Origin of the sequence: Lawsonella sp. (genome assembly GCF_011525565.1) — a bacterium.
GTDB classification, from domain to species: domain Bacteria; phylum Actinomycetota; class Actinomycetes; order Mycobacteriales; family Mycobacteriaceae; genus Lawsonella; species Lawsonella clevelandensis_A.
In genome coordinates this window covers 44,400-58,299 of sequence record NZ_WVRS01000014.1, presented here as the reverse complement: position 1 = coordinate 58,299, position 13,900 = coordinate 44,400, and the positions used below count along the sequence as shown (strand labels likewise).

Here is a 13,900-nt window from a genome sequence, read left to right as displayed (position 1 = left end):
AGACACTCACTTCTTTACTGCGGGGTGTTGGTGATCTGTTCTTCGGGTTCTACCAGGTCCAGCAGATCATCTGGAACCTCAGTATCGGAAGCCACCACACAGTTTGCGCCCTCCATGTGCAGGAGCGGCTTCACCAGTGGGTTTTCCGGTGGGAGTTTAATGGGGTACTGCCCGTCAAAGCAGGCACAGCACATTTCACAAGCAGGCTGACCAGTGGCTTCCACCATTGCCTCCTGTGAAACATACCCGAGGGAATCAGCACCAATTGCCCGGCGCACACCCTCCAGCATGTCGTCTGTATCATCAACGCCGTTGGCAATGAGTTCTGCCGGAGACGCAAAATCGATGCCATAGAAGCATGGCCATTTGACGGGTGGGGAGGCAATACGAACGTGTACTTCAGCAGCTCCGGCTTCCCGCAGCATACTGACCAGTGCGCGCTGTGTATTACCGCGCACAATGGAGTCATCCACAACCACTAGGCGTTTACCGCGGATAACTTCACGTAGCGGGTTAAGTTTTAGACGAATACCCAGTTGGCGGATAGTTTGCGAGGGCTGAATGAACGTACGGCCCACGTAGGAGTTCTTGGTAAGTCCTTGCGCGAAGGGAATACCTGATTCTTGTGCATAGCCGACTGCTGCCGGCATTCCTGATTCGGGGACGGGGATAACAAGATCACCATCGCAGGGGTGTTCCTTCGCTAGCCGCCGCCCAATTCCCACACGTGTGCTGTTCACAGAATGCCCGTTAAGGTATGAATCTGGACGCGCCAGGTAGACGTGCTCAAAAATACAGCGCGCGTGCCGGGGTTCCGCGAAATGCCGAGAATGCACTCCAGAAGCATTAATGGTGACGAACTCGCCTGGCTCAATATCGCGCACGTAGGAGGCGCCCACAATGTCCAGGGCACAGGTTTCAGAGGCGATAACCCAGCCACGCTCCAACCGCCCAAGACTTAATGGGCGTACTCCGTAGGGGTCACGTGCGGCATAGATAGTGTCGTTATCACACATGACGAAGCAGTAGGCACCCTCTACTTTGGGAAGGAGATGCAGGGCAGCGTCTTCTAATCCATGCTTGACAGCAGTGTGTGCGAGAAGAGATGCCACAATGTCCGTGTCGGATGTACACCCATCCAGTTCGTTTTCCGACATAATGCCAAGCTGGATAGCGCGGCGTAACAGCGCAGTGGTGTTGACGAGATTACCGTTATGGGCCAACGCTACACCCGTATCCTCTCCCATGGAGCGGAACATAGGTTGAGCGTTTTCCCAGGTAGATGCACCTGTGGTGGAGTAGCGAGTGTGCCCAATAGCAACATTTCCCTGCATGGCCTGCAAGGTTTGTTCATCGAATACTTGGTTAACCAGGCCAAGGTCTTTGAAGACGATGGTTTGTTGGCCGTCACCCACGGCGATGCCGGCGGCTTCCTGCCCACGGTGTTGGAGGGCAAAGAGGCCATAGAATGTTAACTTTGCAACTTCTTCCTCGGGAGCCCACACTGCGAAGACGCCACATTCCTCGCGTGGTTTCTGCTCTCCTAGGTCATCCAAGGGGCTGCTCATGGTACTTATCGTACCTTTCTTGGTAGTCGTCTCGTTAGTTACTCATTAGTTAGTCAGTTGGCACACGTGGGCACAATGGGTAGCCAGTGCGCGATCTCTCCGGCACGACTTCCCGAAGCGCTGAGGTGGAGGGGAATGGCATCTTCCCAACATTCCTGGCCGGTGACCAGCCGCAGCCACGTGTGCGGGTCAGTTTGCACCACATTGGGCGGGGTGCCGCGTGTATGACGGGGCCCGTCAATGCACTGCACGGCGACGAAGGGAGGGATACGAACTTCCACACTGCGGCCGGGAGCGATCTCGGCAAGCGTGCGGGCGGATCCGCGTACAGCTTCCGCAATAGCACTGTAGCGGGAGTCTGAGCGTGGCGGCACGGCGGCGCCGTCATCCTCTATCCAGGGCAGGATACTAAGGATGACGGCGCGTAATTCCGCTGGTGACGGGGCCGTGCGTGACACAGTTACTTAAGCGTGTGCGAACAGAGTGGGGAGGGTACCTTCCCATGCCTGGCGCAAATCTTCTAGCTTCTCGGCGAACTGTCCTTGGACGGTCACGGTGGCGGATTCTTCCACAACACCAATGCGCGTGCAGGGCAGACCGGACTTTTCCACCTGCGCAGTGAAGGCGTCTTCCTGGTCGCGTGGGACGGCAACGAGAATACGGCCCGCAGATTCGGAGAAGAGCTCTACGAACGGGTCAGTACCCTCCGGCAGGGTGATGGTAACACCCACATTGCCGCCGAGGGCGGATTCAATAACCGCCTGGGCAAGTCCACCTTCGGAGAGGTCATGAGCGGCGGAGACGGTGCCAGTCTTGGCCGCTTCCACCATGAACTCGGCGAGTTTCTGCTCGTGGTCAAGATCAACCTGCGGGGGAACACCACCGAGGTGCTGGTGCATGGTCTTGGCCCAGATGGAACCGTCGAATTCATCCTTGGTTTCGCCCAGCAGGAAGATGCTTTCCATGGGTTGGGACCCGAAAGCGGTACCGATAGCGTCATCAACATTGTCGATAACACCCAGGACACCGGCAAGCGGAGTCGGCAGGATGGAGGTATTGCCGGTCTTGTTGTAGAAGGAGACATTACCGCCGGTGACGGGCACACCGCAGTGGGCGCAGGCGTCAGCCAGGCCGTGGACGGCTTCTTTGAACTGCCACATAATGGCGGGTTCTTCCGGGTTACCGAAGTTCAAGCAGTTGGTGACGGCGACGGGGCGGGCACCGGTGGCGGCAACGTTGCGGTAGGCTTCCGCGAAGGCTAGCTGGGCGCCGGTGTAGGGGTCCAGGTAGGTGTAGCGGCCGGAGGCGTCGGTTGCGAGGGCGATGCCGCGTCCGGTGTTTTCGTCGATGCGGAGAACACCAGCGTCGGCGTTTTCTGCCTCAATGGTGTTGCCACGGACGTAGCGGTCGTACTGTTCCACGATGAATCGGCGGGAGCAGAGGTCTTCGCAGGCGAGCATCCGGTAGAGGGTGTCGCGGAGTTCCTCGGGGCTGGTCGGGCGGGCCAGGCTGACGCTGGTGTCTGCTTTCACAGCGTCCTGCCAGTCGGGGTATTCGATGGGACGGTTGTAGACGGGGCCCTCGTGGGCGATGGTGTGGGCGACGGCGTCCACAACGGTTTCCCCGTGCCAGTCGATAACCAGGTGGTCGCCATCGGTAACTTCACCGATAACGGTGGCCTGTACATCCCACTTCTTGCAGATGTCCATGAAGGCATCCACATTTTCGGGGGTGACGACGGCGCACATGCGTTCCTGGGATTCGGAGGAGAGGACCTCGGCGGGGGTCATGCCCTTGGCGCGCATGGGAACCTTGTCGAGGTCAACGTGCATACCGCCGTCGCCGGCGGCAGCCAGTTCAGAGGTGGCGCAGGAGAGTCCGGCACCGCCCAGGTCCTGGATGCCCACAACAATGTTGGCGTGGTAGAGGTCAAGGCAGCATTCGATGAGGACCTTCTCTGCGAAGGGGTCGCCTACCTGGACGGAGGGGAGTTTCTTGTGGGATTTAGCGCCAGTCTCTGCGGAGCTGTCGTCGAAGGTTTCGGAGGCAAGGACGGAAACGCCGCCGATGCCATCGAGTCCGGTGGCGGAGCCGAAGAGGATAACCTTGTTGCCTTTACCGGAGGCGAAGGCCAGGTGGAGGTCGTCTACACGCATGGTGCCCACGCAGAGAGCGTTCACCAGTGGGTTACCGGCGTAGGTTTCGTCAAAGACGGTTTCGCCACCGATGTTGGGGAGGCCTAGGCAGTTGCCGTAGCCGCCCACACCAGCGACAACGCCGGGGAGGACACGTTTGGTGTCCTTGGCGTCGGAGGGGCCGAAGCGGAGTTGGTCCATGACGGCGACGGGGCGGGCGCCCATGGCCATAATGTCGCGGACGATGCCGCCCACACCGGTGGTGGCACCCTGGTAGGGCTCCACGTAGGAGGGGTGGTTGTGGGATTCCACTTTGAAGGTGACGGCCCAGTCGTCACCGATGGAGATAACGCCGGCGTTCTCGCCGATACCGGCGAGTAGGTTCTTGCGCATGTCCTCGGTCATTGTTTCACCGAAGTATCCCAGGTGAACTTTGGAGGACTTGTAGGAGCAGTGCTCGGACCACATGATGGAGTACATGGCGAGTTCTGCGTCGGTGGGGCGACGGCCGAGGATTTCGCGAATGCGGAGGTACTCGTCTTCTTTCAGGCCGAGTTCTTTCCAGGGCTGTTCCAGGTCGGGGGTGGCTGCCGCGTAGGCAACGGTATCAAGCTGCTGTTCAGACATCTCTCATCAATCCTTTCCGGTGGGGACGCTAGACCGAAAGGACGGCGTCGAGGGCGGACTTAAACATGATGAGGCCGTCCGCAGTGGGGCCAGTCATCGTGTCGATGGCATGTTCAGGGTGCGGCATAAGGCCCACAACGCGACCGTTTTCGGAGCACACACCAGCAATGTCATTGATAGAACCATTGAGGGTTTGGTCAGCGCAGCGGAACACAACGCGTCCCTCATCTTCCAGCATCTTCAAGGTGTCGGGTTCGGCAACGTAGCGGCCTTCCCCAGACTTCAAGACGACGGTCATGATGTCGCCTTTAGCGAAGCGATTAGTCCAGGCAGTTTCCGCATTGCACACTTCGAGAGGCTGCACACGGCAGATGAAGCGGCGATCCTGGTTGCGGGTGAGGGCACCGGGGAGGAGACCAGATTCGGTGAGGATCTGGAAACCGTTGCAGATACCTAGAACAGGCATGCCTTTCTTGGCAGCCTCCACCACTTCCCGCATGACGGGGGCGTGGGAGGCGATAGCGCCACAGCGGAGGTAGTCGCCGTAGGAGAAACCTCCCGGGACGACAACTGCGTCAACATTGTTGAGGTCGGAGTCGGCGTGCCACAGGGACACGGCTTCGGCTCCAGCATATTCCACAGCACGGGCAGCATCGACATCGTCGAGGGTGCCCGGGAAAGTAATTACACCAACTCGGGTCGCCATTGTGCTACTTCGCCTCGTTCTCCACGCGACGAACGACATACTCCTCAATAACCGTATTGGTGAGGAGGCTCTGCGCGATCTCATCGAGCTGCTCATCGGTTACACTGTCAGCTACTTCTAGCTCGAAGTGCTTACCTTGGCGAACATCGTCAAAACCTTCATATCCCAGGCGCTTAATTGCACCCAGAATGGCTTTACCCTGGGGATCCAGGATTACCGGCTTGATCGTCACATCGACTACTACGCGAGCCACGCTTTTCTCCTCTTAATGGGCGTCACGGGGACCTTGAAAATACAAGGATTCATGCACATTCTACCCTGCAGAAGCCGGTTTTTATAATGCTAAAGCCCTGTTTGCGAGAGCATCCACGCCAGTTCAAAAGCGATCTCACGCCATTGCGCATAACGCCCCGACACTCCCCCATGCCCAGCATTCATTTCTGTCTTCAACAAAATCTCATGCTTCGTCACTGGCCCTGCCACAGCACGCAGTTTCGCCACCCACTTCGCTGGCTCCACATACAGCACACGAGTGTCATTGAGGCTCGTCGTCGCCAGGATCGCCGGATACTCCTGCGCGGTGACGTTCTCGTAGGGGGAATAGCTGGCCATCACATCATAGATAGCGGGATCGTGTAGCGGGTCGCCCCACTCGTCCCACTCGATGACGGTCAGCGGTAGCTCCGGCATCAACATACTGGTAAGCGGATCCACAAAAGGCACATCCGCTTCAATTGCGGCGAAACGATCCGGGGCCATATTCGCCACCGCACCCATCAGAAGGCCACCGGCAGAACCACCATTAGCCACCATCTGTGCGGGTGTCGTGTATCCTTCCGCAATCAGATAATCGGCGCAGGCGATGAAATCGGTAAACGTATTCGGTTTCTTCTCCAACTTGCCATCGTCATACCAGCGGCGGCCCATCTCGCCACCACCCCGCACATGCGCAATAGCAAGCGCCATACCGCGATCCAGATAACTCAGGCGCGACACAGAAAAACCTGGGTCGCGTGAATCCTCATAGGATCCATAGCCGTAGAGCAGCAACGGTGCTGGGGTGGGACGGTAGGGATCCTCCCCATGCGTACCTTTTCGGGCGATGAGGGAGATGGGGATGCGTTCGCCGTCACTGGCCGTTGCCCACAAACGTTTCTGCTCGTAGCGGGAAGGATCATAGCCACCCTGTACTTCCGCCTGCTTCCGAATAATGAGCGCACCATCGGACAGACGATAATCAGCTACCGTTGGCGGAGTAATAAAAGAACCGTAGGAAAGACGCAACAGTGGTGCGGCCGGCTCCGGGTTAGCGTGGATACCAATGTTGAAAAGCTCCTCCCCCACATCAATATCCTGCATTTCTCCACAAAGATCGACGAGGGTCTCCCCTGGTTTCACTGCCCGTTCCGTATCCAGGAAGATGAGCCCCAGACGTGGCAATGCTTCTTTCCGGTATGACACTGCCAGATAGCCGGTGAAGGCGTCCACATCCTCAATCCGCACGGCGTCATCATGGGGAAGTAACTGGGGTAGTTCGTTGAGGGAGTTGAGGTTACTCAACTGCCACGTATCAGAAAGTGCAACACACGAATTAGGGCCACTCGCATTATGGACAACCACGAAGCCATCCCGCTCTGGCAAGGTGCCGGTAGCGGGCAAAGTGAAGTGGTCAAGCCCGTACTCGATGCCCTCCTCGCGGGGGCGTACACACTGGAATTCCCCGGCGGGGTCGTCCGCATCCAAGAACCATAATTCTGTAGTGATCTTGGAGGAGACAGCAATAGTGAAATACTTTTCATCACGAGTAGAACCCATGCCCACCCAGTAGCGTTCATCGGGTTCATAGAAAATACGCACATCGGCGGCAGGGTCCGTACCGAGCTGGTGACGCCATACCGAGTCGGGCCGCCAAGCCTCATCAACACGCTGGTAGTAGAGGTAGTCACCATCATTGGACCATTCCACCCCGGCAGCGATAGTGGTGATGACGTCAGGAAGCTGCTCCCCCGTCTGAAGATCCCGTATGTGGAGGGTGTAGCGCTCATTACCAACAGTGTCGGTAAGGTACGCCAAATAGCGGCCATCCCTGGTAACACTGGCTCCACCTAACGCAAAGAAGTCCGTGCCGTCGGCAAGCTCATTACAGTCCAGGAGAATTTCTTCTCCCTCTATCGGTTTCCCGGGGGTAAGCTGCGGCGGTTCCCACGCATCTGGTGCCGTCACCGGCTTGGCGGGCAGGCGGCACACCACACTATAGGCTTTACCTTCCTGCGTGCGCGCGTAATGCCACCAGTTTTTATGCCGTGTGGGGACGGAGAGATCAGTTTCTTTAATGCGTCCACGGATCTCCTGGAAAATCTTTTCCTGCAACGGCTTCAGATCGGCAGTCTGTTGCTCGGTGTAGGCGTTTTCCGTCTCCAAGTAGCTGATTGTTTCCGGATTATCCTTGTCGCGCAACCATTCATAGTCGTCAACAAAACGACGGCCGTGGTACTCGCGTACCTGTGGATGGCGTGGAGCTATAGGAGGTGTCAGCGGGGCGGTGTGAGTTTCTGAGCTCACACCGGAATTGTGTGGAGTGGTCACGTGGTTTCTTTGCGGGTAGTTGTTGGAGTTGTGTTAGAGTGCGCTACCTGGCCAATCGGCAAAACTCTTGCCGGAGATCTTCTCATAGGCCTCAATGTAGCGGGCGCGGGTAGCCGCGATAACATCTGCTGGCAGTGCTGGGGGTTGAGTGTCGCTTGTTCTGTCCCAACCGGAGGCGGGGCTAGTGAGCCAGTCACGCACATACTGCTTATCGAAGCTGGGCTGAACTTTGCCCTCACAGTACTCGTCAGCAGGCCAGTAGCGGGAGGAGTCCGGGGTGAGAACTTCGTCACCAATAACCAGTGTGCCGTCCTTATCGCGGCCAAACTCGAATTTAGTATCGGCCAGGATAATGCCGCGTTCTTTCGCCACAGTGGCAGCCTGCGTATAGATCTTGAGGGTGTCGGCTTTCAGTTCCTCCGCCAGATCTTTGCCGACCATGTCAGCAACCTGTGCCAGGGAAACGTTTTCGTCATGCTCCCCTAGTTCTGCTTTCGCCGCGGGGGTAAAGATTGGTTCCAGCAGCTGGCTAGATTCCACCAGTCCAGCCGGAAGATCCACGCCGCACACCTGCTGAGTAGCCTTGTAGTCGATAAGGCCCGAGCCGGTGAGGTAGCCACGGGCAACGCATTCCACCGGCACCATGTCCAGTTTCTTGCACACCATGGCGCGACCCAGCACTTCTGCAGGAATACGCTCGTCTTCCGGACCGCCGGCAAGGTGGTTGGGGAAGTCGATAATGTCGAAGAAGTGGAAGCTCATGGCGGTGAGCACACGGCCTTTGTCGGGAACTGGAGTACTCAAGATCCAGTCATAGGCGGAGATGCGGTCGGTGGCGACCATCAGTAGCGTGTCATCGTCAATTTCGTACAGTTCGCGGACTTTACCAGCAGAAAGGTGCTTGTAATCGGAAAGTTGAGGGCGCATAGTGGATGCCTACTCTCTCGAGTTATGAAACGGGGTTATGGGAAGGTTATGGAATGGGGGGATGGGCAGCCTAGAGAATCTCGCCGGGCTGGTAGGCTGCTTCCTCTGGGTAGCGCTTAACCCACTGGTCGACCTTGGCAATAACGCGCTGTACCTGGCTGGGTGCAGCACCAATAAAGGCTTCTTTATCTGCCAGTGTCTCTTCTAGTTCTTCCTTGCTCAGAGGGATCCGGTCGTCGGCGGCAAGACGCTCCAGGAGATCCTGCTCACCACCGTTTTCACGCATGTTGAGGGCAACAGCCACAGCGTTTTCCTTAATGGCTTCGTGGGCTTGTTCACGGCCCACACCCTTACGCACACAAGCCATAAGCACTTTAGTTGTGGCCAGGAACGGCAGATAGCGGTGGAGTTCATTATTAATGACGGCCGGGTAGGCGCCGAACTCTTCCAATACAGTGAGGAAGGTTTCAAACATGCCGTCCAGGGCGAAGAAGGCATCTGGTAGAGCCACGCGACGAATGACGGAGCAGGATACGTCACCTTCATTCCACTGGTTGCCCGCCATATCGGCAACCATGGTGGAGTAGCCGCGCAGGATCACCTGGAAACCACACACACGCTCGCAGGAGCGGGCGTTCATCTTGTGTGGCATGGCTGAGGATCCCACCTGGCCCGGCTTGAAGCCTTCTGTGACAAGTTCCTGGCCAGCCATAAGGCGGATAGTGGTGGCAAGGCTGGCGGGCGCGGCACCCAGTTGAACGAGGGCGGTAAGGACGTCATAGTCCAGAGAACGTGGGTAGATCTGGCCGACGGAATCCAAGACAGTGGAAAATCCCAGGTGTTCGGCAATACCTCTCTCCATGTCGCGGAGTTTAGCTTCATGACCATCGAGGAGGTCAAGCATGTCTTGACTGGTTCCCATGGGGCCTTTAATGCCGCGCAGGGGGAACGTATCAATCAGATGATCCACACGATCAATGGCCACCAGCATTTCGTCTGCGGCAGAGGCGAAGCGCTTGCCCAAGGTGGTGGCTTGGGCGGCTACATTGTGGCTGCGCCCGGTCATGACGAGATCACTGTAAGTGGCGGCCATGTGTGCTAAGCGGGTAACAACAGCAATGGCGCGACCACGGAGAAGTTCCAGGGAACGCTTTATTTGCAGCTGTTCCACGTTTTCGGTGAGGTCACGGCTGGTCATGCCTTTGTGAATCTGTTCGAATCCGGCCAGTGCGCAGAATTCTTCAATGCGGGCTTTCACATCGTGGCGGGTGACGGCTTCACGACGGGCGATGGATGCGAGGTCAACCTTGTTCTTCACAGATTCGTAGGCGACGAGGGCCTCTTCTGCTATCTGGGGGTCACCCACTCCCAGGTCAGTTTGAGCACGGAGAACAGCGATCCAGAGCTCTCGCTCCATGATGATCTTGTGCTCGGCACTCCACAACTCCACCATCTCGGGGGAGGCGTAACGGTTGGCTAGGACATTCGCGATTCGCGGCTTCTGCATCTTTTCCACGCCTCCTATTATGCCCGCTCCACAAATATGCAGACAACAGTGGCGCCGATGTTAAAACATCGGCGCCACTGATACGTCACTATATAAGCCACTGAATAGCTATATGTAGTTCCCTACACAGAGTTTTATTACTGTGTTTTATTACTCTGGCTCCTCTACATTTTCTGCATGGAGTGAGCGATCTGTTTGCCGCGCGTGGGATAGTTCGTAATGAACCCGTCCACACCAGCCGTAATCAGGTTACGCATCGCTTCTTCAGAATCCACAGTGTAGGGCACAACCTTCAAACCAGCCGCGTGTGCACGTGCACAAAGCGTTGCATCGGCGTAGAGGTTATGTTCACTGCCATAGTCGGGGCTCAGGACTTGCGCGCCCAACTGCTGAGCAGCCTTAATAATGTCTCCGCCTACGCGCAGATAATCAACCGGGCCACTCATGGGTGTGAAAGATACCCAGTGTGCGCGACTGTACAGCATCACCGTAGGGACACTAGGTGAATACTTCCGCACCATTTCTAGCGTGCGCCAGTCGAAAGACTGCAGCATAATGCGGTTTAAGAAACCATGCTTACGGGACGTATCAACAATGGATTTCATTGTCCGATAAGCTTTATCGTCACTATCTTTTACCGGCACTGTCTTCGTTTCAATATTGAAATGTACCGGGTACGTTGCCGTCTTCCGCACCATATCGAAAAGCTCATCAAGGGTGTAGATGGTGGCATTCGGAACTCGGTGAAGAGTGTCCTTATAGTGGCGTTGGAACTTATCGCAGCGGACCGTCCGAAGCTGTTGAAATGTTAGCGACGCAATAGTTTTCCCTACATAGGGGTATGCCGGATCATGGGGAAAAGCCGGTGCCGTATCACGACACTTTTGCGGCTTAATGACCAGATCGTGCCAGATCATTGGCTTCCCATCCTTGGAGAGGTAAATATCCATCTCCAAGGTGGTAACGCCAACTTTAAGAGCATGCGCATACGCCGCCAGCGAGCTTTCTGTATATTCCGCCATTCCACCGCGATGGGCTTGAAGGTCAAAACCATGGGGAAGATTGGACGCTGGATTGGGTGCGGCTTCAGCGGGCACCGCTAATGCCGCCACCATAGTAGCTGCGCATAAAACAGCACTTACCAGTTTTTTCATACTGTATTCTCTCTGCGTTCCTTCTGCGCTTTTCCGTACTCTTTCTGCACTATCCCTTAGCAGTTTTGACAGTCCTGGCGGCATACTCCCACCAGATTAGGGAAGAACCTGCGAGCTAGTCCTTCTTAATAGCTTCGCTGTCGCCCTTTTTCAGGGTGAAAGACTTCGGGAGGGAGAGACCCTTATCCTTCATAACCTTGCGCAGCATAGTCGGGTAGTCGGTGATGATACCGTCCGCACCAGCCTCAATCTGCTGGGCAAGCACATCCTTGTTATCGATGGTCCACGGAACGACGCGTAGGCCCTCCTTGTGGGCGGCGTCAATGAACTTCTTATCGGCGACGAGCTTGTAGTCTTTCTGGCCGGGGAGCAAACCGTAGGGGTTGGTGTATCCAGGTGACAGTACCTGCACTCCAAGTTTCTTAGCAGCCTTAATGACATCACCATTGACATCGTCGTAGTTAACGTCACCGGTCCACTTGGAATCCTTCAGCCACGTGGTTTCGTCATAGAGCATGACTAGTGGAACCTCTGGGGCTACATCCTTCATCAGGGGGAAGGTGCGCCAGTCGAAGGACTGAATCATAACCTTGTCTTGGACGCCGGCGTCCTTGACGGCACCCATGATGGCGTCCACGAATTCCTTTGGTTCTGCAGACTTGCTGTGGTCGTCGGCTTCTACCTTGGTTTCAATGTTGTAGTAGATGTCCTTTTCCGCACCGTACTTCTTAACGATGTCGAAAACATCCTTCAGCTGAATCATGCGGTTATCCTTAGCCACTTTCTGGCCGGGGAAATCGGCAAGTTTCTTGTCGCAGCTCAAGGTTTGTAGCTGGGACCAGTTGAGGTTGTGGACGAGCTTACCCACGTAGGGGTACATGTGGTCGTTAGGGGTGGCAGGTGCCGTATCGTGGCACTTCTCAGCTTGGACATCGGGATCGTGCCACACCACGGGGATGCCGTCCTTCGACATCACAATGTCGAGTTCTAGAGTACTAACACCGGTTTCGATAGCATGCCGGAAGGCCTGCGCTGATTCTTCGGTGTTTTCACCGCGCCCACCACGGTGTGCCTGCAAATCAAATCCGTCGGGGAGTCCCTTAATGTGCTTGGCAGAGGCGGATGTAGATGTTGCGGTAGAGGAATCTTCATTATCTCCGGAGTCGTCAGAGCATGCAGCTAGTCCCATTACCAGGGGGATAGTGAGTGCTAAGGTTGCGCTGCGACGCAGCAGAGAATTTTTCATAGTGGATCCTGTTCTATCCTGAAACACTTCTGGCGTTCTATGGCCAACTCGTCTGTCTTCATGACAGACGTCTTCACCATCATAGGCAGAACCCTCATGAACATTGGTTTACCGTGGAATGAAGATTTCCCCCTTCTCGGCTTTTTGACCAATATCGTAGCGGCTAAAACCACCCTCAAGGTTAATGTGCTCCAAGTATTCGTATGCTTGAGCACGGGCTTTAGCGAGATCCTCACCCTTCCCCACAACCCCTAGCACACGTCCCCCGTTGGAAATATAATTGCCATCGCTATCGCGTGCGGTACCCGCATGAAGGACAACTCCCGGATGTTGCTTCTCAAGCTCCGCCACTCCGCGAATAACGTCGCCCTTGCGAGGCGAAGCCGGATAATTTTCAGCGGCTAGCACAACAACAACAGCTGCACCATCTTCCCACTCCAGCGGCGGCTGCTCCGCAAGAGTACCCGTAGCAATAGAGTGAAGAAGCTGCCCCAGCGGAGTTTTCAGGAGGGAAAGTACCGCCTGTGTTTCTGGATCGCCGAAGCGACAGTTAAATTCCACCACGGCCGGGCCCTCTTTACCCCACGCCAATCCCGCATAGAGAAGACCAGAATAAGGGCACCCCCGCTTCACCATTTCCTTGGCGACGGGCTCGCATATATCTTTCACAATGCGGTCCACTGCATCTTGCGGCAACCAAGGAAGTGGGCAATACGCTCCCATACCGCCCGTATTAGGGCCCTTGTCATTGTCGTAGGCGCGCTTGTGATCCTGCGCTGGGAGGAGAGGAACGACGGTTTCGCCATCAACTAGGCAAAAGAGAGAAATCTCGGGACCGTCTAGATAGCTCTCCACGAGTACTGGATTGCCCGTTTGCAGCACATCATTAACATGCGCGAGAGCTTTCTTGCGGTCTTCGGTTACAACAACGCCTTTACCTGCTGCCAGACCGTCATCTTTGACCACCCAGGTAGGGCCAAAATGGTCGAGTACTTCGTTAATAACTGCATCGGAGGGGGCAGCTACGCCTTCTGGATCACTGGCAATGATTTCTGCATGAGCTGTGCGCACCCCGGCAGCTTTCATAACGTCTTTTGCAAAAGCCTTCGACCCCTCAATGCGGGCTGCTGCTTTATTGGGGCCAAAGACTGCAAAGCCAGCTTCGCGAAGGGCATCTGCAACACCTTTCACCAGTGGTGCTTCTGGCCCGATAACAACAAGGTCAGGGTCAATGTCGCGGGCGAGCGCTACACAACCACTGCGAGACGTTTCCTCAACAGCGTGACGCGTGACGGTGGCGTGAGATCCCGCTGGAGTACAGTCTGTGCCCGCATTGCCATTGGCAATATGAATTTCTGTGACCTCAGGGTCACGGGCTAAACCAAGCAAAATGGCGTGTTCACGGGCTCCAGAACCAATTAAAAGTACTCGCATACCCTCAGAC

General features: G+C 56.2%; 11 protein-coding genes. All 11 read right to left on the bottom strand.

The window, feature by feature from the left end:
- Nucleotides 1-14: 14 nt before the first annotated feature.
- Nucleotides 15-1,568, bottom strand: coding sequence for an amidophosphoribosyltransferase (gene purF / locus QZV76_RS06740; RefSeq protein WP_290599212.1), 1,554 nt, complete (start codon nt 1,566-1,568; stop codon nt 15-17).
- A gap of 53 nt (nt 1,569-1,621) precedes the next feature.
- Nucleotides 1,622-2,026: a sterol carrier family protein gene (locus QZV76_RS06735; RefSeq protein WP_290599211.1), complete on the bottom strand. Its 405-nt coding sequence runs from the start codon at nt 2,024-2,026 to the stop codon at nt 1,622-1,624.
- Between the two features lie 6 nt (nt 2,027-2,032).
- Entirely contained in the window at nt 2,033-4,330 is a 2,298-nt protein-coding gene (purL, locus tag QZV76_RS06730; protein WP_290599209.1) for a phosphoribosylformylglycinamidine synthase subunit PurL, read from the bottom strand.
- A 28-nt stretch (nt 4,331-4,358) separates the two neighbouring features.
- On the bottom strand, nt 4,359-5,036 hold the full coding sequence (purQ, locus tag QZV76_RS06725; protein WP_290599208.1) for a phosphoribosylformylglycinamidine synthase subunit PurQ: 678 nt from the start codon (nt 5,034-5,036) through the stop codon (nt 4,359-4,361).
- A 4-nt stretch (nt 5,037-5,040) separates the two neighbouring features.
- A complete protein-coding gene (gene purS, locus QZV76_RS06720; RefSeq protein ID WP_290599207.1) occupies nt 5,041-5,289 on the bottom strand; it encodes a phosphoribosylformylglycinamidine synthase subunit PurS in 249 nt (82 codons plus the stop codon).
- Nucleotides 5,290-5,378: 89 nt separating this feature from the next.
- On the bottom strand, nt 5,379-7,622 hold the full coding sequence (locus QZV76_RS06715) for a S9 family peptidase (RefSeq protein WP_290599206.1): 2,244 nt from the start codon (nt 7,620-7,622) through the stop codon (nt 5,379-5,381).
- Nucleotides 7,623-7,655: 33 nt separating this feature from the next.
- Nucleotides 7,656-8,549: a phosphoribosylaminoimidazolesuccinocarboxamide synthase gene (locus tag QZV76_RS06710; RefSeq protein WP_290599205.1), complete on the bottom strand. Its 894-nt coding sequence runs from the start codon at nt 8,547-8,549 to the stop codon at nt 7,656-7,658.
- A gap of 70 nt (nt 8,550-8,619) precedes the next feature.
- The gene (gene purB, locus QZV76_RS06705; RefSeq protein ID WP_290599239.1) at nt 8,620-10,056 is read right to left on the bottom strand and encodes an adenylosuccinate lyase; all 1,437 of its coding nucleotides are present in this window, start codon (nt 10,054-10,056) and stop codon (nt 8,620-8,622) included.
- Between the two features lie 164 nt (nt 10,057-10,220).
- On the bottom strand, nt 10,221-11,210 hold the full coding sequence (locus QZV76_RS06700) for a glycerophosphodiester phosphodiesterase family protein (protein WP_290599203.1): 990 nt from the start codon (nt 11,208-11,210) through the stop codon (nt 10,221-10,223).
- Nucleotides 11,211-11,325: 115 nt separating this feature from the next.
- Nucleotides 11,326-12,456, bottom strand: a complete 1,131-nt coding sequence (locus QZV76_RS06695; protein WP_290599201.1) for a glycerophosphodiester phosphodiesterase family protein — start codon at nt 12,454-12,456, stop codon at nt 11,326-11,328.
- A 108-nt stretch (nt 12,457-12,564) separates the two neighbouring features.
- Complete coding sequence (gene purD, locus QZV76_RS06690) at nt 12,565-13,890, bottom strand: phosphoribosylamine--glycine ligase (RefSeq protein ID WP_290599200.1); 1,326 nt, start codon at nt 13,888-13,890, stop codon at nt 12,565-12,567.
- Nucleotides 13,891-13,900 lie beyond the last annotated feature (10 nt).

Excerpts from the sequence above, each read along its gene's own strand:
- purD (WP_290599200.1), bottom strand. The coding sequence starts at position 13,890 with ATGCGAGTACTTTTAATTGGTTCTGGAGCCCGTGAACACGCCATTTTG.
- QZV76_RS06695 (WP_290599201.1), bottom strand. The coding sequence starts at position 12,456 with ATGAAAAATTCTCTGCTGCGTCGCAGCGCAACCTTAGCACTCACTATC.
- QZV76_RS06700 (WP_290599203.1), bottom strand. The coding sequence starts at position 11,210 with ATGAAAAAACTGGTAAGTGCTGTTTTATGCGCAGCTACTATGGTGGCG.
- purQ (WP_290599208.1), bottom strand. The coding sequence starts at position 5,036 with ATGGCGACCCGAGTTGGTGTAATTACTTTCCCGGGCACCCTCGACGAT.
- purF (WP_290599212.1), bottom strand. The coding sequence starts at position 1,568 with ATGAGCAGCCCCTTGGATGACCTAGGAGAGCAGAAACCACGCGAGGAA.
- purB (WP_290599239.1), bottom strand. The coding sequence starts at position 10,056 with ATGCAGAAGCCGCGAATCGCGAATGTCCTAGCCAACCGTTACGCCTCC.
- QZV76_RS06710 (WP_290599205.1), bottom strand. The coding sequence starts at position 8,549 with ATGCGCCCTCAACTTTCCGATTACAAGCACCTTTCTGCTGGTAAAGTC.
- purL (WP_290599209.1), bottom strand. The coding sequence starts at position 4,330 with ATGTCTGAACAGCAGCTTGATACCGTTGCCTACGCGGCAGCCACCCCC.